The following is a 22,144-nucleotide window of genomic DNA, read 5'->3' on the forward strand; positions in this document are numbered from 1 at the left end:
TAATTTTTTTTACGCGTACGCTTCCATAATGTGAAAAATAGCGTCCTTCTGCAAAATTTCTTCCTTAATAGCCCTGGCCATTTCCGTAGTTGACAGCACTTTTCCATCTCCTGATATATCTATTGTATGTTTGCCGGAGTCCAGTACATTTTTCACCGCTTGTTCCACTATACTTGCCTCTTCTTCCATTTGGAAGGAATGGCGAAGCATCGATGCAACAGACAGAATCATTGCAATTGGATTAGCTTTATCCTGGCCTGCGATATCCGGGGCAGAGCCGTGAATTGGTTCATATAAATGCAAACCATTTTCAGAAAGACTTGCTGAAGGGAGCATTCCAAGTGAACCAGTTAAGACACTTGCCTCATCGCTCAAAATATCACCAAACATATTTTCAGTCACCAATATGTCAAATTGCCTTGGATTACGGATAAGCTGCATCGCTGCGTTGTCTACGAGCATATGCTCAAGCTTCACTTTTGGATACTCACTGGCTACTTCTTCTGCCACCTCTCTCCACATTCGGCTTGATTCTAATACATTTGCCTTATCAACGGATGTTACCTTTCCTTTTCGTTCCTTTGCCAATTCAAAAGCGAGTGTGATAATCCGCTTTACTTCTTCGCGTTCGTAATACAGAGTATCGACAGCAGATTCCATGCCATCATGATAATTACGCTTACTCGGTTTGCCAAAATATAACCCGCCCGTTAGTTCCCTCACGATTAAAAAATCCGTACCATCAATGATTTCTTTTTTCAAAGGTGATGAATCCTCGATGCTGGCATAATAACTGATTGGACGCATATTTGCGTATAAATTTAACTCTTTGCGGATTTTTAACAGCCCTTGCTCAGGTCGCATCTCCGGGGGATTATGATCCCATTTCGGACCGCCAACTGCTCCAAGTAACACGGCATCATTTCGTTTACAAAGGTCAATCGTTTTTTCAGATAAAGGGGTACCCTCCGTGTCAATCGCTGCCCCGCCAATTTGCCCATATTCAAAGACGAATTCATGCCCGAATCGTTCACCAATAGCATTGAGGATTTCGAGGGCTCCTATCATAATTTCTGGTCCAATTCCGTCACCCGGCAATACAGCAATGTTTTTTTTCATATCGAAGAAATCCCCCTTATTGATTAATTCGTGATCACCATTGATTGGTGCTCTACTGTTAAAATCACTCGGTTAATAGCATTTAAATACGCTTTGGCCGACGCTTCCAACACATCCTGGGCTAATCCCCGTCCGCTTGTTTCCACTCCCTGATAAATAATTCTTACAAACACCTGTGCCAACGCATCTCTGCCGCCGCCAACTGATTGAATACGGTAATCCTGCAGCTTAACTGGTTTCTGGATGCAACGCTCGAGCGTATTGTATAACGCTTCAATACTCCCTGCTCCAGTGGAGGCCTCCTGTATTCTGTCGTTATTTACCCCTGACAATGTAACGGTTGCTGTAGGAATCTGATTGGTTCCGTATTGAACCTGAATGGAAATTAATTCATAATAGTTATCCTCTTTTGTTACTTTCTCTTCCAGTACTAACGCGACAATATCATCATCTGTCATTTCTTTCTTACGATCTGCGAGATCCTTGAATACTTTGAAAAGGTGATTAACTTCTTCATCCGACACAGGGAAGCCTAACTCTTCTAATTTTGTACGGAATGCATGCCGGCCTGAATGCTTACCAAGCACCATGGAGTTAGAACTTAATCCAACTAATTCAGGTTCAATTATCTCGTAGGTTGTTTTCTCTTTAAGCACACCGTCTTGATGAATGCCGGATTCATGTGCAAAGGCATTTTTACCTACTACAGCTTTATTTGGCGGGATTACCATACCTGTCAGTTTACTGACCAATTCACTTGTACGTTTAATTTCACTAAGAACCAAGCCGGTTTCTGCCTGATAAAAATTTTTTCTTGTATATAGGCCAAGCGCTACTTCTTCCAGTGCAGTATTCCCGGCCCGTTCACCAATTCCATTAATGGTACCTTCTATCTGAGTCGCTCCGGCCAGAATCGCTGCCATAGAATTGGCGGTCGCCAATCCTAAATCGTCATGGCAATGGGCAGACAACGTAACCTGATCTATAGATGGAACGTGGCTCATTAGATATCGGAAGACTTCACTGTATTCTTTCGGTGTGATATAACCAACCGTATCCGGGATATTGATGATCTTTGCTCCGGCTTTGATAGCTTCTTCCACAATCCGAGCCAGGAATGGAAGCTCTGTTCGGCAAGCATCTTCAGCTGACCATTGAATAACCGGGAAATACTTCGAAGCATAACGGATCGAAGCCACGGCAGCTTCAACTACCTGATCCTCCGTCATTTTCAGCTTATACTGCCTGTGTATGGGTGATGTAGCAAGAAAGACATGTATCCTCGGGTCGGCCGTTTGCTTTAAAGCTCCCCACACTGCATCAATATCACTTTCCACAGATCTTGCCAGTCCTGTTACCGTTGAATTTTTGACTAAATCAGCAATTTTCTTCACTGATTCGAAATCTCCTGGAGAGGCTGCGGGAAAACCAGCCTCAATGATATCTACACCCATTTTTTCTAATTGTTTGGCTATCTCCAGTTTTTCGGTCAAATTAAGAGTGACTCCGGCAGATTGTTCTCCATCACGTAAGGTCGTGTCAAAAATATTAATTTTTCGCACTGCCGACCACTTCTTTCTGTTTCTTTTTTTGCTGTTGAATAAATGGCATCATTTGACGAAGTTCTCTGCCTACCTGTTCAATTGGATGTGCATTTTCCTGTGCCTGTGTCGCGTTAAATACAGGTCTGTTCACTTGATTTTCAAGCAGCCATCCTTTTGCAAATGTGCCATTCTGAATTTCTTTTAACACTTGCTTCATTTCTTCTTTAACAGCCGGGCCAACTACGCGGGGACCTGAAACAAAATCACCCCATTGAGCGGTATCAGAAATGGAATAGCGCATCCCTTCCATGCCGCCTTCATACATGAGATCAACAATTAATTTCAATTCATGTAAACATTCAAAGTAAGCAAGCTCAGGCTGATAGCCAGCTTCCGTCAGCGTTTCAAAACCTGCCTTTACCAAGGAGGTAAGTCCCCCGCAAAGTACTGCCTGTTCTCCAAATAAATCTGTTTCGGTCTCTTCCTTGAATGTAGTTTCAAGAGCTCCTGCCCTAAGTGCTCCAATCCCTTTTGCGTAAGCCAATGCAACTTCTCTTGCTTCACCTGACACATCCTGATAGATGGCAAATAATGCTGGAACACCTGCCCCTTGTTCAAATGTCCTTCTGACTAAATGGCCCGGTCCTTTTGGCGCCACTAGGGATACATCTACAAATGCCGGAGGAACAATTTGATGATAATGGACATTGAAACCATGAGCGAACATCAGTGTATGACCTTTCCGCAAGACTGGTTCAATCTCTGCTTTATATACTTTTGTTTGATGTTCATCCGGTAAGAGAATCATGATTACATCTGCTTCCTCGCTTGCTTCCCTAACAGATTTAACATCAAATCCATCTTCAACCGCCTGGTTCCAAGATTTACCCTCTCGCAATCCAATAACTACTTCAAATCCGCTTTCCCGTAAGTTCTGTGCATGGGCATGCCCCTGTGATCCATATCCAATAACTGCTACCTTTTTATTTGATAAAGCTGCTTCATTTGCTTCATTTTGATAGTACATTTTTGCCATAATTGTTCTCTCCCTTTTTCATTTTTATTTAGACAATTGAATAATTCTTTGTTCCCTGGTTGCCCATTTGAGTGGAGCGGGCAAAAGCGGTAGTGCCTGTTCTAGCTAATTCCTTAATTCCGTACGGCTTGACTAATTCGATAAAAGCTTCTATTTTATTTGATTCACCGGTTATTTGAATCACAAGACTTTCTTTGCCAATATCAATAACCGAAGCTCTAAAAGGCTCAATGAGTGAGTAAATCTCACTTCTCGATTGGGGAGTGGCTGTTACTTTTACTAACGCAAGCTCCCTGGCTACAACGGATTGATCTGTTATGTCCTGTACCTTTATGACATCAATCTGTTTATTTAATTGTTTGGTAATTTGTTCTGCAATTTGCACGGATTCGACGTTTACAACACAAGTTATTCGCGCTCTCTCCTCCATTTCGGATTGCCCTACCGTAATACTTTCAATGTTATAATTTCGTTTCGTAAATAAATTGGTAATCCGGTTAAGGACACCCGGTCTGTTTAGAACGGTTAAAGTGATGATCCTTTTCAATTTTTCTTCACCCCTACCATTTCATTAATTCCCTTTCCAGGTGCAACCATTGGGTATACATTTTCTTTAGGTTCTACAAAAATATTGATTAGTACTGGACTATCTTTACTAAATTCTTCGTTAAATACCCTTTCAGCTTCTTCCTCCGTCCGGATATCGAATCCCTTTATTCCATAAGCTTCAGCCAGCTTGCTGAAGGAGGGCTGGGAACGAAATACACTTTCTGAGTATCGGGATTCATAAAAGATTTCCTGCCATTGGCGTACCATTCCAAGAGAACCATTATTGATAATGATAATTTTTACTGGCAAGTTCAGTTCTGCGATAACAGCAAGTTCCTGAATGGACATTTGGATACCCCCATCACCATTTACGGAGATAACCAAATCATCTGGTTCAGCAATTTGTGCTCCAATCGCAGCCGGTAATCCAAACCCCATCGTGCCAAGTCCTCCGGAGGTTACCCATGCATTCGGACGCTTAAAAGGATAATACTGGGCAGCCCACATTTGATGCTGACCAACATCGGTTGTCACGATGGCATCCCCATTACTCATTTCATAAATCATTTCCATAATTCTCTGTGGTTTCAGGTGCTGACCGTTCCCCTTGTCATAATAGAATGGTGCATCCTCCAGCCAATTCTGAATTTGCTTCCTCCAGCCCTCGTTATCTGGCTGTTTGCCATTCTGCTTGATTAAATGCTTCAGAGCATGCCTGGCATCTCCTACAACCGGGATAGCCGTCGGAACATTTTTACCGATTTCAGCAGGATCAATGTCTATATGGGCAACCATTGCATGCGGTGCAAATTTTGATAGATTACCTGTTAAACGATCGTCAAACCTGGCACCAATATTGATTAATAGGTCACATTCAGCCAGTGCCATATTGGCTGCGTATATTCCGTGCATCCCTCCCATTCCGATGTAAAGCGGATGACTCGGAGGAAAACTGCCAAGTCCCAATAATGTATTAACGACTGGGATTTGCTGTTGCTCAGCATATTCAAGTAAGTACTTTGAGGCTTTCGCATGAAGGATACCTGCACCAGCCAAGAAAACGGGTTTCTTAGAAGAACTGACTGCTTCTACGAGTCTTCTAATCTGCAAATAATTAGGTTCATACTTTGGCTGATATCCCGGCAAATGGATTGTCTCAGGTTCCTCTTCTATTGCTACGAGCTGAGCCATATCTTTCGGAATATCAATGAGGACTGGCCCTGGCCGTCCTGTTGAAGCAATATGAAAGGCCTCCTTCACGATTCTTGGAATATCTGCCGTATTTCGAATTTGATAATTATGCTTTGTGATCGGTGTTGTAACTCCTAAAATATCTGCCTCCTGAAAAGCATCTGTTCCGATTACTCCTGTACCAACCTGACCGGTAAAAACGACTAAAGGCAAGGAATCCATCATGGCATCAGCAAGACCTGTGACAATATTGGTTGCTCCGGGACCAGAGGTAGCAATTACCACTCCAGGCTTTCCACTTATCCTTGCATATCCTTCAGCCGCATAGATTGCGCCTTGCTCATGTCTTGGCAACACATGCTTCAATCCCGATTTATAAAGTGCATCATAAATGGGTAGAACGGCACCTCCGGGGTATCCAAATAAAACCTCCACTCCTTGCTTTTTCAGGGCATTGACCAACATCTCGGCTCCGCTGATTTTTATTTCAGTTTGTAGGCTTTTCTTCTCAGCAAGAGCTGTTTTCTCCAACATGGAATCTACCTCCTGTTTAGTGATAGGCTTATTTGCCAGGTCTTTTTTAAAAATAAAAAAGCCTTTTCATCACATACGTTTCCCAATTGAAACGCAGGGATGAAAAGGCTTGTTGTCCTTTCCATGGTACCACCCTAATTCATAATTGATTTCATCAATCATGCACTCTTTACTTTTGATAACGGGTTGATCGGTCAAACCCGGTCTGTATTACTGGAGAGTTCATACAGACGCTCAAAGGGGAGTTCATACTTGGAAACAGTACCGATTCTCAGCACCATCGGCTCTCTGTAACTGTTCAGCCCACTTACTACTTATCCTTATCATCGCTTCTACTTATTAAATTCTTGTTATTAGTTCCACTATTATAAATCCAAATAATTACTAATTTGTTATCTCGTTGAAATTTATAATACGACCTTCCAGACACATAGTCAACTGATTTTTCTAAATTATTAGACTATTTAATTAATTCTGAATAATTGTATGCGCTTTCATTGTTTTTGCTAAGCGGTTTTCCTATTTTTAAATTTTTATCATCGCAATATCATTTGTAATTAAAAGAAATAAATGAAATTTCATCTCTATTTTTTACACAAAAAAAGAGCCTATAAGCTCTGGAATTTATTGTGACACTCTGATTCTGGGTATAAATTTCACTAAAATAATAAATACAATAGCTGCTAAAAGTGTATAAGGCAAGTATTTCCCAAACAGGTCGGTAAAACGGAACGGTGCTTCATCAATAAACTCGGCTTTCTTCCATTTTTAGTTACCGATTTCAACAGCAATGGCAGAATCAGAAGATTGATTATTCAATTTATAATACTTAGTGCCTACAGGGTATATGTTAGAGCCATTCCCTTTATATTGTCCGGTATCGTCATCTGCTATTGACTCCACCTTGCCTATGTATTTACCAATTTTCCGAGGATCTATTGCCTCATCTTCCTTCATTTCATATACCTTACCCTCCCAAACAACAAAGTATTTATTCCAACTTAATACTTGGGCCAATGATAGATAGATGAATGAAAGGACAAATAGTATCAGGGTCGTCTTTTTTTCAAAGCAATCGAACTCCTTCTTAAATACTATTTTAATAGTAGCATATAATTTCCATATTATTTACATATAATTCAATAAAAAATCCTGCGGATCAATTACCACAGGATTTCACATTATGAAGTCTGGATATTTTTATACTGGCTTTCATACATTTCACTGTATCGACCTTTATGACGTAATAATTCTTCATGCGTTCCACTCTCTTTGACTTGGCCGTCATCAATGACCATAATCTTATCTGCCTCGCGAATCGTACTGAGCCTGTGTGCAATCACAAAGCTGGTACGTCCTCTCATCACTTTACGCATAGCATTCTGTATGGCAAGCTCTGTTCTCGTATCTACACTGCTCGTTGCCTCATCCAGGATCAGGATGGCTGGATCCTTTAATATTGCCCGGGCAATAGCTAGCAGCTGCTTGTTCCCTTGGCTGAGATTCGAGCCATTTTCTAGAAGCATCGTATCGTAGCCATTTGGAAGTCTTGTAATAAAATAATGAGCATTTGCCGTTCTGGCAGCTTCAATCATTTCTTCATCTGTAGCATCCAACCGGCCATATTTTATATTCTCTTTAATGGTTCCCGTAAACAAATACGTGTCCTGCAGCACAATCCCAAACGTATCTCTTAAGCTCTCTCTTGTATAATCACGAATATCTACCCCATCGATTAAGATGCTCCCTTCAGATACCTCATAAAATCTGGTTAAGAGATTCGTAATGGTTGTCTTCCCTGCACCAGTTGGTCCCACTAGCGCATTGTGGCTGCCCGTTTTTGCTTCAAAACTGATATTTTTTAAGATGGGGTGATTTGCGTCATATCCAAATGAAACATTCTTAAACGTTACATTTCCTTCTGAATGCCGGAGTGGAACCGCATGCTCGCCATCTTTTGTCTCTTCATTCTCATCAATCACCTGGAATACTCGTTCAGCACCTGCAACTGCAGACTGAAATAGATTGAATATATTGGCCAAATCATTTAACGGTCTCGTAAACTGCCTTGAATAGCTGACAAAACTGGCGATCACCCCAATCGTTACAGCTTCATTTACAGCCAAGATACCGCCTACAATTGCAATCGCGGCCAGTCCAAGATTATTAATTGCATTCATTAATGGCATTAAATAACCTGACCAGATTTGTGCCTTCCTTCCTGATTCAAATAATTTACCATTGATTTCTTCAAACGTCTCGACCACTTGATTTTCTCTATTAAAGGCTTTAATAATAAGCGTTCCGGATATCGTTTCTTCTATATGTCCGTTCAATTTGCCTAAATGTTTTTGCTGTTCCCGAAATAAAACCCGTGTCCGTTTAGCAATCATTTTCGTCAGCAAATACATAAATGGTATCGTAATACATGCAGCAACCGTCAAAATGGGGCTCAATATTAGCATCATAATAAATGATCCCGTTATTGTGATGACTCCACCCATCAGCTGCGTAGTCGATTGAGAAATACTACTGCTGACATTATCGATATCATTTGTAACTCTGCTCATCATATCGCCATGGGCATGCGAATCAAAATAACCGATTGGTAATTTAAGCAGCTTATGAAATAGCTTGCTTCTTAAAGATTGAACAACCCGCTGAGAAACTCGGACCATCATCCAGCCCTGGAGCAAACTGGATATTCCATCTGTTACATAGACCACAGCCAAAATTAGAATCATCATATGTAATAAGTTCAGGTCAACTGATTCCTTCGCAATCGTATCGACTGTTCTTCCAATCCAATAGGGAACAAATAAGCTGATAGCTGAACTAATAACAACAAAGCCAAAAATAATCCACAGACTTCTCTTTTCAGACCCAAAAAATCCCCAAATCCGTTTAAGAGTTCCCGTAAAATCCTTAGGTTTTTCTACAGGAGCAAATCGGCCCGCACCATGGCCATGGCCTCTTCCCCCTGGTTTCGGCATTTGCGGCTGTGAGGGCTTGCTTCCATTCTCCGATTTATTTGCCATGGCTAACCATCTCCTCACCTATTTGCGAACGTATAATTTCCTGATAAACCGGATTATGTGTTTTTAACTCTTCATGATTTCCAATACCTACTATTTTCCCATTATCCATAATGATAATTTTGTCGGCATCCATAACAGAGGTTATTCTTTGGGCAATCAAAAAAATCATCGACCCTTTCGTTCTTTCCCCTAATGATTCCTTTAATTGCTTCTCCGTGACCGCATCAAGTGCGCTGGTTGAATCATCAAGAATTAAAACAGATGATTTTTTCAACAGGGCTCTGGCAATCGATAATCTTTGCTTTTGGCCACCGGAAAGATTAATTCCGCCCTGTCCAAGATGAGTATCATACCCATTGGGCAAAGCCTCTATGAATGTATGGGCACAGGCTGCCTTGGCTGCCTGTACCACCTCTTCCATACTGGCATTCCCATTTCCCCAAAGTATATTTTCTTTAATCGTTCCCGTAAATAATATAGATTTCTGAGGCACATATGCCACAGACTCTCTCAATAAAGCTGGGTCCATCATTTGAATGTTTACCCCATTCATATAAATGGCACCTTTAGAAGGTTCATACAATCTAGGAATCAAGTTAACCAGACTGCTCTTTCCTGATCCGGTTGAACCTATTATCCCAACTGTCTCTCCCATATTTACATGAAAGGTAGCATCTTTTACTACAAAGTCCTTCGTTCCAAAGTATGAAAAACCAACTTGATTAAAAAAGATACCTTCTTTATCAATAGCTTTTCCAGATGTATCAAGTGTTGAAGGAGGCTCCTCAGTATTAAATACTTCTCCAATCCTTCCGGCAGATACCCTTGCCCGAACAAAGAAATTAAATATCATTGAAATCATCGATAAAGATACTAAGATTTGAGTCATATAGTTCACATAGGCAACAATTTGTCCAACCTGCATCTGTCCATTATTTATATTCCAACCGCCCACTAAAAGGACGAGCACAATTCCAAAATTCACGGTTAGCATGATTCCAGGACTAAATACAGACATTACTCGCATAGCTTTAATAGAGGTTTCTGCCAAATCATCATTCCGTTCTTCAAAACGCTCCTTCTCAAACTTAGAACGATTGAATGCCCTGATCACCCGTATGCCGGATAAATATTCTCTCATTACCCCGTTCAAGCGATCTGTCACTTTTTGAACGCGGATAAAGAAAGGAAAGCTAAGTTTCAGATTCAGCATAATGATACCCGCTACAATCGGAATAATAATTAATAGAATCCATGATATAGAAGCATTTAAACGGACTGCCATGATAATGCTCCCTATACAAATCAATGGAGCCTTCACCATAATTCTCATCAAGCCGTTCACAAATACTTGCACCTGCGTTACGTCATTTGTAAGCCTTGTAACTAGAGTCGCTGCTTCAAAACGGTTCATTTGCACGAGTTTTAAAGACTGTATCTTTTTATATAAATCAGAGCGAAGTTCGGCTCCCATTTTTTGCGAAATATTACTGGAGATTATATTCCTGCTTATCGCACCCAACGCACCTACTGCCGTAACAACTAACATCACTCCGCCCATTTCCAATACAAAAGAAAGGTCTTTATTTGCTACACCTTTATCAATCATCGTTGCTAATATCGTAGGCAGAAGCAAATCACAAATGGCTTCAACCATTAAAAATAGAATCGCAACCGTAAATAAAACTCCATATTTCTTTATATATTTTCGTAAATACCCCATACCTTCACCTTTTTTCGTTACCGACATATGACTACATCCTTATTTTGCTAAAACCTTTTCAATCATACAAGTAAAAAGCCCAATTTACCTTTCCTTTTAAAAACAGTTTAGGAGCTTTATATATAGATAGATAAAAAAACACACGGAATTTCCTAATCGGAAACCCGTGTGTATTCATATTTACATATTTGATTTTTTCAGATAGAGATATACAGGATAACCCAATGCGGTAATCGCTAATCCAATTAAAGAATATAAGGTATCGGTAAAAACCGTACATACCAATATATATACTCCACCAATGATTCCGACAAGCGGAACAAACGGATAGAAAGGAACTCGATAAGTCGGAACTAAGTCCTTACGCTTTTTACGAAGGATGAAAACCCCGTAAATGGCCATTACAAAGAAAATCCATGTGGCAAATAAGGCCAGAGTAGACAGTGTATTAAATGATCCAGATAAAATATAAATAATCGATAAGACCACTTCAAAAATAAAGACATTAATCGGTGTACTTGTACGGCTTTCAACACGTCCCATAACATGATGGAACGGGAAGATCTTGCTTTGTGCCATCGCAAATGGCACTCGGACACCTGTCATCAAATATCCGTTCAATGTACCAAATATAGAGATTAGAATCCCTATCGAGATAATCGCTGAGCCGCCGCTTCCAAAAAGAATGAGAGCAGCATCCGTTGCTACTTTTTCTGTCGAAACAATCTCCTGAACAGACATAACAGAGAAAAAGGCTACGTTTATTAGGACATAAGCTGCAATAATAATTGTCATTCCAAATAAAATAGAGCGTGGTAAGTCGCGCTGAGGATTTTTCATTTCTCCAGCCATATTTCCAACACTCACCCAGCCTTCATAGGCAAACAAAGTTCCTAGGATTGCAGCACCAAAGCTAGTTAGGGTAAAGCTATGAACAGATTCTCCCGAGAATAGCGATGCTGTTTCTTTCCCCATTCCATGAATAATTCCAAACACGATAATGGCAATAATCGGAATCATTTTAGCTATCGTAGAAATGAACTGAATCCTGCCTCCAAGTTTAGTTGAGATGATATTTAGTGCGGCCACAAATACTAAAATACCAATCGCTAATAATTTTTGCTGGAGGTCTGTCATAGGCATAAAATATGTTGCTTGTGTGGCAAAAACGATGGATAGCGCCGCCAGAATGCCTGGTATATAGATTAACGCTTGTACCCATCCAAATAGGAAAGCAAATTTTTCTCCATAAAGCTCCTTCAAATAAGCGAATACCCCACCTGTCTCCGGTATAGCTGAGCCAATCTCAGCCAACGTCAGAGCAGCTGCAAGAGTAATTAATCCCCCAAGTAACCAAGCTATAATAGCCGCAACTGGAGAACCGGCGCTTTCCAATACTGGAGTAGCTTTAAAAAATATACCTGATCCAATTACAACCCCAACTACAATGGTTAAGGCTTCTTTCAAACCAATCTCTTTCTTTAAAACAGCTCCCGCTGCATAGATGTTCTTCTGTTGATGTTTTGACATGGCTTAATTAATCCTCTCAAAATAAGTTCCTTATTTCACATATTAAAAATGTTATCCGAAAGAGAGAAGTTATTCAAGACAATTATTGATTTATTAATCATATTAGTATAGCGAAAATTGAATTTATTAATTGATACACTCCTAAATTATCCTATTTTATTTAATAATTACTTCACTAATTATTTGCTCACAATATTTTATAGGAGTATGGTGTGTTCTAGTTTCTAATATCTCTTGATGACGAACTAGCTTCCTTTCCAAAACCTAGTCTTGAAACCGTTATTTTTTATGGATATACATAAACATTTGAGTTTTATATTTTAACCTCTTATATAAAAGTTTAGAATTTGTTCTGAATCTTCACATAGTTAAATTTTACCACTAATCAAAAAACATTTATAATTAAAATTGAATCATATAAGGAGGTTGGAACTATGACGAAACAAGTATATGTCATTACAGGCGGATCTGGCGGAATGGGGAAAGCAACTGCTGAATTAGTCGGCAAGAAGGGGACTGTCCTTTTAGCAGACGTTTCGCATGAACGCTTACTTCAAACAAAAGAGGAATTGGCTGGAAAAGGGATTACAGATGTCCACATTCAAGTCGTTGATATTACATCTAAGGAAAACGTTGCAGACCTAGCTGATAAGGCTGCTGAGCTGGGTACATTAAAAGGATTAGTTCATACAGCAGGCCTTTCTCCTACTATGGCGGATTCAAAACGGATTACAGAAGTTAACCTGGTTGGGACAGGCATTATTCTAGAAGCTTTCCTTCCACTTGCTACAGAAGGAACAGCGGTCGTTTGCATCTCTTCCATGAGCGGTTATATGGCTCCCCGTCAAGGCCCTTATATGGAAGTACTAAAACAGCCGTTAGCTGAAAATGCCGTGGAAACAATGGAGCAATTTGCCCAAGGGAATCCTGGGGCTGCCTACAGTTTATCTAAATTAGGCGTACAATTAATTGTTGAGGACCAGGCATGGACATGGGGAGAAAATGGCGCACGTATAAATTCTCTCTCTCCTGGAACAATCAACACACCAATGGGACGTCAGGAAGCCTCAAAGCAAGCAGAAATGAAGAAGATGCTTGAAATTACACCTTTACGTCGTGAAGGGGAATCAAAAGAGATTGCAACAGCTGTAGAATTTTTATTAAGCGATGCGGCTTCTTATATCACAGGTATCGACTTACGTGTAGATGGCGGTACTGTAGCAAATCTAGCAAAACATAAATAATCAATCCTACAGTAATAGTAAATACTCTATTGCACTCTGAACATTAGGTTTCAAGCTTAACTTTCAGGGTGCTTTGTATGAATGCCTTCCACTACGTCTTCTCCATATCGCCGCTCTATTAATCTGACAATTTATCCTTCTTAAACCTATACATCATCCAATATCCAATATCTGCGAAGCCAATTCGTTTATATATAACGCCAGCATTTGGATTATCATAAAACAAGCATATTTCCTTTCCCTCACTAAGAAGCTGCTTGCATAACTTGACCATACATTTCGTAGCATAGCCTTTTTTCTTATAATCTCCTAAAGTAGCGACAGCGACTACCATAGCTGAGCAGGAATTTTCCGCTGTAGTCGAAGCGGATGAAACAACTTTCCCATTATCGGTAATATAAGCACAACGCGAAAAACCATCCTTTAAACTTTTACGTTTTTCTTCTACCGACGTACATGAATTTTTAAATTCCGGGATATTTTGCAGCAATTTAACAATTCGTTCTGCATCATCAGGTGCAGCATACTGTACTTCTGTCGTATCTACATAGCCAGCCTCAGCGTTTAAAACTTGGCATTTCGCATAAAATGTTTGCCTTTTATTTAAAAGTCTCTGCTGTAAATAGGGGTCAATATTCTCAGTGACTTCCTTTAGACCGGACATCATGGAAAATTCAGGATCATTCAGCATAATATCAGCAAATCCTTTTGCATCAAATAGATCATTCTCAGCATATGGGATATAGTTTTCTATGTATTTTAAAAGAACGGCAATCAGATTCCCATTTGTATCAAACTCTCCCCAAACCTTTTGGAAATCTTCCTCATATCCATACGCTTCAATATCCCCAATTAAAAATAAGTTTTCAGAAGGCTTCGTATGAATAAAAGACACACAAACATCATGATCTTTTTCGCTTAAACGCTTAATCATTCTCCCTCACTCCCATACAAAAAAATATTGAATGCTTTAATATACAATTTAGCCCATCCACCGACAAAGAACGCGTAAAACTATGTTTTTGAATATTTTAACATAATTATTCTATGTATATTTACGGTTGCTTAATAAAATCCTTACTGCCACATTTCCTTCTTCATGTTATCACTTTTCAACTGAGCTCGACGGAACAAATAGGATTGCAACGACACAATTCATTAATAAAAAATCGCATCCTCACGGTTAAATATGTACCGTCGGATGCGATGTTTTTTCATTATTGACCTTCAACCACTTCTTTTAGTATTTCGTAGGACCGCTTTTGTTTATCTTGATCATAGATATAGGAAACAGCCATAATTTCATCAGCATTATATTTTTCCTGGAAGCTGATTAGCTGCTCGCGTATGGATTGTTTTGAGCCAAGCAACGTGACACTGGACATGGATTTTGCCATTTGTTTTTCAGGTCCATTCCATAATTCATCCATGTTTTTGATTGGAGGGCTTAACAAATTTTTTGTCCCACGAACAACGTTTAGGAAAAATTGTTGCATGGTTGTAGATTCTATCTCAGCCTCTTCATCACTTTCCGCTGCAATAACATTCAAGCAGACCATCATATAAGGAGCACTTAGATATTCAGACGGCTTGAATTGATTACGGTAAATTGAGATGGCTTCTTCCAAATAAGTTGGAGCAAAATGGGCTGCAAATACATAAGGCAGACCCAATTTAGCAGCAAGAACAGCTGATTCCGTAGAGGATCCCAAAATATAAATTGGTATATTGGTGTCGACACCCGGGTACGACCTTACATAACCCTGATTCTCTTCCGGTCCCAAATAGGTTAACAAGGATTGCACATCTGAAGGAAATGTATAAACGGAATCCTTCTGTGAACGTCTTAATGCACTCGCCGTCATCATATCTGTTCCAGGCGCTCTTCCCAAGCCCAAATTAAGGCGATTTGGATAGATAGTTGCCATCGTTCCAAACTGCTCCGCCACAACTAATGGGGAATGATTAGGCAGCATAATGCCACCGGATCCGACCTCTATTTTATCTGTATGCTCCAAAATATGTTTAATTAAAATAGAAGTGGCTGAGCTAACCATTGTAGGTGTATTGTGATGCTCGGCAACCCAATATCGCTTATATCCCATCTTCTCTGTAGCCTGTGCAAGCTCAACCATTGAATCAATTGCTCCCTTTGCATCTTGGCCTTTGCGAATAGGGGCTAAATTTAGTACAGAAACAGGAACATTTATATTAATACTTTTATTTGTCATATAGTTTGGATCCTTCCATCATAAAGTTTCCATTTAATAGTAACAAGTAAGTGACAATAAACAAACATTCTTGCTTGATCAATCCTTTTTCTAAGCTTCGCACCTGGGTATTAATAGTTGTTTTTCCTATCAATAATGGATATACTAAGCGGACAAGTAAATCGTTAAAGGAGTAATCAAATGGCGAAAATTGAAGTGGGAGAAATCCTTGTATTAGAAGGCGAAAATGGACAGGAAGAAGAAATTGAAGTACTAGGTACATTGGATGTAGACGGAGCAGAATACGCTGTTACCGCACTCGTGGAAGAAATCAAACTCGAAACAGAAGAAGATATGGAAATATTCTTTTTCCGTGTTGACGAAGACGGTGAACTTCACGAAATTGAAAGCGACGAAGAATTCCAAAAGGTCGCAAGTGTACTTGAAGAGAATATGAAACACTCTCATTAATTTACAGGTAATAGGTTGTCCCAAATGCATTAATAGCATAAGGGACAACCTTTTTTGTGAATTCAGTCAAGATCTACTATAGACCTAGGTGTTGACTGTGAATATCCATAAATCCACAGCCATTCAAGGCCCATTCCGTTTTCATCCTTCAATTTCCCACGTACAGAAAATCTCTTAGTTATTTTTTTCTTTAATAACAGTATTTCTCCTCTATACTTGTATGCCACATTTAAATTGTAAAAAAAGTCAAAATGATTGTATAGTTAAATAGATAAAGATTGTATCTACCGCTCTCATTATGACATTTAATAAATGTTTTTATCTAAAGAAACCTACTCTGACTACGTTTTATCAACCAAAGAAAACTCCTCTTCCAGATTCAAAGAATCTTGCACACATAATTATTCCTAATACATTTTGAGCCATTTGCTTCAGAATACGAAACCTCTAATCATCATAAAATTATTTTTGTATTAAAAGACTGATTTGAATGGAGGATCATATGAAGGATACGATGAAGAAACGGATTGGTGTTATTCTATCAGCTGCGCTTCTTTTCTTACCATTCAGCCTGCCTACAAAAACCTCAGCCGGCAAGCTGAAACCACCTGATGAAACCTTTACGCCAGGCCAATGGTTCCTGGGTGAACGGCCGCCGAATTTAAATCCAGCTAAACCTCCGATTGTTTTTGTCCAAGGGAAAAATGGCAGTTCAACCAGTTGGTACGGTGAAACAGAATATCATGGCGTGAATGATATGTATACAAAGGCGTATGAAGCCGGATATCAAACCGCCTTTGTCCAGCTTTATGATGCAGCCGGAAACGGGTCGGAAAATCAGTATACGAACGGAGAATTACTTGCATCGATGCTAGCCGATATCTCCCGACACTTCAATGGCCAGAAAGTCAACATCATCGCTCACAGCAAAGGAGGACCAGATACTCAAGCAGCCCTAGTACACTATGGAGCCCACCCCTATGTCGGCAAGGTTATTACACTAGGTTCACCACATCGTGGTTCAGAGCTGGCAGACCTGGCATATAGCTGGTATGCTGGGTGGCTCGGAGATTTGCTTGGCCAAAACGATGCTGGTACCTATTCTTTGCAGCTTGGGGAAATGGCGAGATTCCGCTCTGTAACGGATGGGCATACGAATAGAAACAAGAATAAGTACTATACCGTGGCAGGAACGGATCATGGACCTGCTTTCTCCGCTCTATCCTTGGGAGGCGCCTATTTATCTTCATACGGGGCTAATGATGGATTGGTCACTGAAACAAGCTCCAAACTATCCTATGGTACACATCTGTTTACAGACAGCTCAATTGACCATGATAATATTCGGATGGGCTCCAAGGTGTTTTCGCGGATTGAGCCTTATATGCGCACTGCCACAGTTACACAAATTAAATCAACAGCCGATCCCGAGCAAAATGAATCGGCCATTCAAAATACATCTTCTCATTATATTCATGGGGATGCCTTAGCCCAAAATCAACTTGTAAAAAAAGAGATCTATATTCCGGAAAAAACCACCGGTACAATCTCGATCTATACGGCCCACTCATCAACAGGTGTCGAATTGATTTCACCAGATGGTACCATCATCCCCGCCTCTAAGCCGACTGTCGATCAGATACTTTTTTCCGGTGCCAGCTTATATACCTTTTATAACAAAGAATTCACTCCTGGTACATGGACGGTACAAATAAAGGCAACGGAAGCTGATGATGCCTATCTATTAGCCTCTACCTTTAACGAAAAGGAAATATATAAACTGGAGATGGCCGGAACAGGCAAAGCAGAGCTGACGGACTTCACCATCCGTGCCCCTAAGCATTCCGGAACAGCTAGCTTCTCAATTAAATTAATCGACAAAGACGGTATCGAATTGACGCAAACCGTCCTCCCTAAGACAACCAACGGAATAGATTTCTCTGCCAAACTGCCAAAAGTGCCGAAGCCAGGTGTCTATAATATGACAGTCGATATCAAGACCAAGCATCCTAACGGAAAAGAGTCTGTTCGCACGTTGGTGAGATCTGTTTATATTGATTAATGTGTATATACACCCCTCTTATGTTTCTATAATAAGAGAGGTGTTTCTTTTTTGCTTATTCAGATTATAAAGTGGTCATATTATATTTTTTAAGCTCTCGCTCCATCCAATAATCTTACACTTTGATACAGGTATACTTTCATTTCAGCAGGGAATTCTATTTCAAATCACTTCTATAAAAGGAGCACGGATTATGAACCTGCAGAGCGGCAAATATTATTGGCAAACAACTTATCCTAATCCTCCTGTATATCCATCGTTGGAGGAAGATATACTTTGTGATGTTCTTATTGTTGGGGGAGGAAGTTCAGGGGCACAGTGCGCATACCTTTTAAGCGACAAAGGACTTAAGGTGGCTGTAGTTGATAAACGAAGGATTGGTACCGGCAGCACAATGACCAACACCGCCCTCCTTCAATATTTAGGAGATAAGATGTTGTTTGAGTTGATCAATTCCTTTGGGGAAGAATCAGCCATTTACCATACAAAATTATGCGAGCAAGCCATTTCTGAAATTGAAGAAACATCGAAAAAACTAAATTTAGATTCCGAGTTTACACGAAGGGATAGCCTCTATTATGCCAGTGATCCCCAAGGAGAGACGAAGTTACAAAGGGAATACGATTATTTGATCAAGCACGACTTCCCTGTCGATCTGCTTAACGAAAGCCAAATTAAAGAGCGTTACCCATTTTCTAAGCAATCAGCCTTGTATATCCATAATGATGGGGAAATCAATCCATTTAAATATAATCATGGCCTGATTCAAGCAGCCCATCAAAAGGGTGTACAAATATTTGAGGATACAAAAATAACCGGTAAAAAATTCAATAAGGAGTATGCTACATTTTTTACAGACCGCAATCATTCCATCACAGCAAGAAAAGTCATCATTGCTGCTGGATATGAAGGGCTCGAATTTAAAAAAGATAAGGATTGTCTTCTGACAAGTTCATATGCTGTTATCATCAAACCGGTTGAAAATCTTCAGCAATCTGAATGGTATAAGCAAACATTAATTTGGGAAACAGCACGCCCATATATCTATATGCGCACAACTGCAGATAATCGGATTATCATTGGAGGACTTGACGAAAACACAATCTATCCTGAGGATCGTGATTCAAAAATTAATCATAAAAAGACGAAGCTTATTGAAGAATTTAATAAGCTCTTTCCCGGTATAAAAGCTGAACCCGAATTTTATCTTGGAGCCTTCTATGGCGGGACACACGATGGACTTCCTCTTATCGGTCAATATGACGAATTTCCACACTGCCATTTTCAATTTGCCTATGGAGATAACGGACTTGTCTATAGCACTGTCTTGTCTAAAATCATCACGGATATCATCACAAAAGGTTCTCATCCAGCCTTTAACTTATATAGTCAGAAACGGAGGGAAAGGTAATCCAAATAGGTTATTTGTATAATTTCAATATTAAATGTAAAAAAAGGCAAAACCAACTTTAAAAGGTTTTGCCTCTTTCTTTAATTAACGGACTTGGAAGAGAATTTGTCTATACCATAGATTTAATCATTCTAGCTTCATACTTATTAGATTTAGAAACAAAAAACCTCTTATGAAAATAAGAGGTTTTTTTTACTAGCGTCCCAGGAGAGATTCGAACTCCCGACCGACGGCTTAGAAGGCCGTTGCTCTATCCAGCTGAGCTACTGGGACATGTTTTTAATTTTTTACGTTGTCCTTAACGACATTTATTATTATATAATCACTTTATTTATAAGTCAATAACTTTTTTGAAAAAGTTTTTTATCTTTTTAAAAGTGAAGGGAAGGGAAGGGAACTCACAAATCCTGATCTGTATATTCCCTTCACTTACTATACAACTTTTTTTTGATTTAGGAAAGTGTTGTTTTCAATTGCCAGCCTGGTAATTTTTCCCCAGACATTGTGTAAAAATCAACGATTGCATTCTGACCTTGTTTTTCGAGAATCACATAGGTTTTATACTGACTTCCTCTCGGTAGACGTATACTGCCGGGATTAATATACAGGCAGTTATCAATTTTTTCTGCACCTGCTATATGAGAGTGGCCAAAACAGATAACATTCGCACCAACCTCTCTCCCTTTCAAGCTAATATTCATCAACGTAGATTTGATATTGTATAAATGCCCATGTGTAACAAGTATTGACCAGTCTTCAAGATGTGCAATTAAATCCTCCGGAAAGTCCTCTCCGAAATCACAATTACCTCGTACAGTTTGATAATACTGAATTACTTGATCATCACGAGATAATTCTGAATCCCCGCAATGTATAAACAGATCGACCTCTTCTTTATGTCTTTCATGCAAAACGTCCAATTCTTCCAGTAAGCCATGGCTATCACTGACAATTAAACATTTCATAGGAATTCCACTACTTTTTCATTTAGTACTTTCTCTAATTCTTTTAAAGCATTCGCTCGATGGCTGATTCTGTTTTTCTCCTCTGCTTCAAGGTTCGCCATCGTTGTTTGTTTTTCCGGCACAAAGAAAATAGGATCATATCCGAAGCCATTTTCGCCATCCGGCGCGTCAGCAATGATTCCCTCACATGTTCCGGAAACTGTAATAGGGTCCATCTTCGGACCGACAAGTGCTATTGCACAATAAAAACGGGCAGTTCGTTTTTCTTTAGGTACACCCTCTAGCTCATTAAGAACCTTTTCATAATTAGCTCTATCATCTTTTCCTGGACCTGCATACCTTGCCGAAAAAATACCCGGACGTCCATCCAATGCATCAATGACCAAGCCAGAATCATCAGACAAAACAGGCATATTCATAAGCTCGGAAATAGTGTTAGCCTTCAAAAGAGCATTTTCTTCAAATGTGCTTCCTGTCTCTTCAACATCAATCGCATTCTCAATATCCAATAGGGTAATAACCTTAATCCCTTTTGGGGAAAATAATGCTTCAAATTCTTTTGCTTTACCTTTATTTTTGGTTGCAATTAAAACGGTATTCATATTCAACTTCTCCTCCCAAGAGAAAAATCGTATAAATTGGTACGCTTTACTGAATTTTAGCTGCTATATCTCCCAATGACTCTTGCTGTACAGTAAATAATTGCTGTAAACCTTCACTTGCAAGGTCAAGTAATTCATTCAATTGATGTCTGGAGAAAGTCGCTTCTTCTCCGGTTCCCTGAAGCTCCACAAATTCCTCTGCGCCTGTCATAATGACATTCATATCCACTAAAGCCTTAGAGTCTTCATGATAATTCAAATCAAGAACCGCTCCAAGCTCCTCAATCATCCCGACTGATGTGGCAGCTAAATAGTTTTTAATCGGATAAGAGCTAATTTTCCCTGCCTCCTGAAGCTTATCGAGCGCAATCGCCATTGCAACGAATGCACCTGTAATCGAAGCTGTTCTTGTTCCTCCATCTGCCTGAATCACATCACAATCAATCCAGATTGTTTTTTCTCCAAGCGCTTCCAAATCGACTACCGCACGTAAAGCGCGCCCAATCAAACGCTGGATCTCCATCGTACGTCCAGTAACTTTCCCTTTAGTTGATTCGCGCATCGTCCTTTGCTCTGTTGCACGAGGCAGCATTGAATACTCTGCCGTAATCCATCCTTTTCCTTCTCCGCGCATAAATGGCGGAACACGGTCATCTACACTGGCTGTACAAATCACCTTTGTATCACCGATACTGATTAACACCGAGCCTTCCGGGTGTTTAATATAATTTGTTTCTATATGTACGGGTCTTAATTCATTCTTCTTTCGACCATCAAATCTCATAGGTACCTCCTAAATGTATACATCATGCTTAGTTTAGCATACCCTAAATCAATAAAAAAGCACCCTGTCCAAACAATATTGCCATTTATGTCCAAATTAAAAACAGGCAAGCTCCTAAACGGAACTTGCCC

18 protein-coding genes, 1 tRNA gene and 1 other annotated feature are annotated in these 22,144 nt (G+C 39.8%); of the genes, 4 read left to right on the plus strand and 15 right to left on the minus strand.

Annotated features, from left to right (window positions below; all coding sequences use genetic code 11):
* Window positions 1-9 precede the first annotated feature (9 nt).
* The 9 genes from leuB to A8L44_RS15955 form a co-directional block, all read right to left on the minus strand.
* The gene (leuB, locus tag A8L44_RS15915; protein WP_066108663.1) at window positions 10-1,119 is read right to left on the minus strand and encodes a 3-isopropylmalate dehydrogenase; all 1,110 of its coding nucleotides are present in this window, start codon (window positions 1,117-1,119) and stop codon (window positions 10-12) included.
* Window positions 1,120-1,142: 23 nt separating this feature from the next.
* Window positions 1,143-2,681 carry a 2-isopropylmalate synthase gene (locus A8L44_RS15920; protein WP_066108665.1) on the minus strand — a complete coding sequence of 513 codons (1,539 nt, stop codon included), beginning with the start codon at window positions 2,679-2,681 and terminating at the stop codon, window positions 1,143-1,145.
* Window positions 2,668-3,699, minus strand: coding sequence for a ketol-acid reductoisomerase (gene ilvC / locus A8L44_RS15925; RefSeq protein WP_066108666.1), 1,032 nt, complete (start codon window positions 3,697-3,699; stop codon window positions 2,668-2,670). Before ilvC ends, A8L44_RS15920 begins: the two co-directional genes overlap by 14 nt.
* A 28-nt stretch (window positions 3,700-3,727) precedes the next feature.
* On the minus strand, window positions 3,728-4,246 hold the full coding sequence (gene ilvN / locus A8L44_RS15930) for an acetolactate synthase small subunit (protein WP_066108669.1): 519 nt from the start codon (window positions 4,244-4,246) through the stop codon (window positions 3,728-3,730).
* On the minus strand, window positions 4,243-5,973 hold the full coding sequence (gene ilvB / locus A8L44_RS15935; RefSeq protein ID WP_066108674.1) for an acetolactate synthase large subunit: 1,731 nt from the start codon (window positions 5,971-5,973) through the stop codon (window positions 4,243-4,245). Before ilvB ends, ilvN begins: the two co-directional genes overlap by 4 nt.
* Window positions 5,974-6,065: 92 nt before the next feature.
* Window positions 6,066-6,309, minus strand: a binding site (T-box leader).
* A 432-nt stretch (window positions 6,310-6,741) separates the two neighbouring features.
* Window positions 6,742-6,930 carry a hypothetical protein gene (locus A8L44_RS15940; protein ID WP_066108679.1) on the minus strand — a complete coding sequence of 63 codons (189 nt, stop codon included), beginning with the start codon at window positions 6,928-6,930 and terminating at the stop codon, window positions 6,742-6,744.
* A gap of 224 nt (window positions 6,931-7,154) precedes the next feature.
* Window positions 7,155-9,011: an ABC transporter ATP-binding protein gene (locus A8L44_RS15945; RefSeq protein WP_066108683.1), complete on the minus strand. Its 1,857-nt coding sequence runs from the start codon at window positions 9,009-9,011 to the stop codon at window positions 7,155-7,157.
* Entirely contained in the window at window positions 9,001-10,734 is a 1,734-nt protein-coding gene (locus A8L44_RS15950) for an ABC transporter ATP-binding protein (protein WP_066109241.1), read from the minus strand. The genes A8L44_RS15945 and A8L44_RS15950 overlap by 11 nt, the downstream gene beginning before the upstream one ends.
* A gap of 180 nt (window positions 10,735-10,914) precedes the next feature.
* A complete protein-coding gene (locus A8L44_RS15955; RefSeq protein WP_066108685.1) occupies window positions 10,915-12,264 on the minus strand; it encodes an APC family permease in 1,350 nt (449 codons plus the stop codon).
* Between the two features lie 434 nt (window positions 12,265-12,698).
* Here A8L44_RS15955 and A8L44_RS15960 point away from each other — a divergent pair, with 434 nt between their 5' ends.
* A complete protein-coding gene (locus tag A8L44_RS15960) occupies window positions 12,699-13,508 on the plus strand; it encodes an SDR family oxidoreductase (RefSeq protein WP_066108688.1) in 810 nt (269 codons plus the stop codon).
* Between the two features lie 118 nt (window positions 13,509-13,626).
* Here the strand turns inward: A8L44_RS15960 and A8L44_RS15965 are convergent, their stop codons facing one another.
* A complete protein-coding gene (locus A8L44_RS15965; protein WP_066108689.1) occupies window positions 13,627-14,442 on the minus strand; it encodes a GNAT family N-acetyltransferase in 816 nt (271 codons plus the stop codon).
* Window positions 14,443-14,725: 283 nt separating this feature from the next.
* Window positions 14,726-15,739, minus strand: coding sequence for an LLM class flavin-dependent oxidoreductase (locus A8L44_RS15970; protein WP_066108694.1), 1,014 nt, complete (start codon window positions 15,737-15,739; stop codon window positions 14,726-14,728).
* Between the two features lie 180 nt (window positions 15,740-15,919).
* Between A8L44_RS15970 and A8L44_RS15975 the strand changes: the two genes are divergently transcribed.
* The 3 genes from A8L44_RS15975 (at window position 15,920) to A8L44_RS15985 (ending at window position 19,662) form a co-directional block, all read left to right on the plus strand.
* The gene (locus A8L44_RS15975; RefSeq protein WP_066108697.1) at window positions 15,920-16,189 is read left to right on the plus strand and encodes a DUF1292 domain-containing protein; all 270 of its coding nucleotides are present in this window, start codon (window positions 15,920-15,922) and stop codon (window positions 16,187-16,189) included.
* Window positions 16,190-16,691: 502 nt separating this feature from the next.
* On the plus strand, window positions 16,692-18,251 hold the full coding sequence (locus A8L44_RS15980; protein ID WP_225983617.1) for an esterase/lipase family protein: 1,560 nt from the start codon (window positions 16,692-16,694) through the stop codon (window positions 18,249-18,251).
* Window positions 18,252-18,444: 193 nt separating this feature from the next.
* Complete coding sequence (locus A8L44_RS15985; protein WP_066108701.1) at window positions 18,445-19,662, plus strand: NAD(P)/FAD-dependent oxidoreductase; 1,218 nt, start codon at window positions 18,445-18,447, stop codon at window positions 19,660-19,662.
* Window positions 19,663-19,861: 199 nt separating this feature from the next.
* Here the strand turns inward: A8L44_RS15985 and A8L44_RS15990 are convergent.
* The 4 genes from A8L44_RS15990 to rph all read right to left on the minus strand — a co-directional run bounded on the left by A8L44_RS15990 (window position 19,862) and on the right by rph (window position 22,013).
* Window positions 19,862-19,935, minus strand: a tRNA-Arg gene (locus A8L44_RS15990).
* A gap of 179 nt (window positions 19,936-20,114) precedes the next feature.
* A complete protein-coding gene (locus A8L44_RS15995; RefSeq protein WP_066108704.1) occupies window positions 20,115-20,627 on the minus strand; it encodes a metallophosphoesterase family protein in 513 nt (170 codons plus the stop codon).
* Window positions 20,624-21,229: an XTP/dITP diphosphatase gene (locus A8L44_RS16000; RefSeq protein WP_066108707.1), complete on the minus strand. Its 606-nt coding sequence runs from the start codon at window positions 21,227-21,229 to the stop codon at window positions 20,624-20,626. Before A8L44_RS16000 ends, A8L44_RS15995 begins: the two co-directional genes overlap by 4 nt.
* A 46-nt stretch (window positions 21,230-21,275) precedes the next feature.
* Window positions 21,276-22,013 carry a ribonuclease PH gene (rph, locus tag A8L44_RS16005; RefSeq protein ID WP_066108710.1) on the minus strand — a complete coding sequence of 246 codons (738 nt, stop codon included), beginning with the start codon at window positions 22,011-22,013 and terminating at the stop codon, window positions 21,276-21,278.
* Window positions 22,014-22,144 lie beyond the last annotated feature (131 nt).

It is taken from the genome of Bacillus sp. FJAT-27986, from assembly GCF_001685035.1.
In the GTDB taxonomy this organism is placed as follows: Bacteria; Bacillota; Bacilli; order Bacillales; family Pradoshiaceae; genus Pradoshia.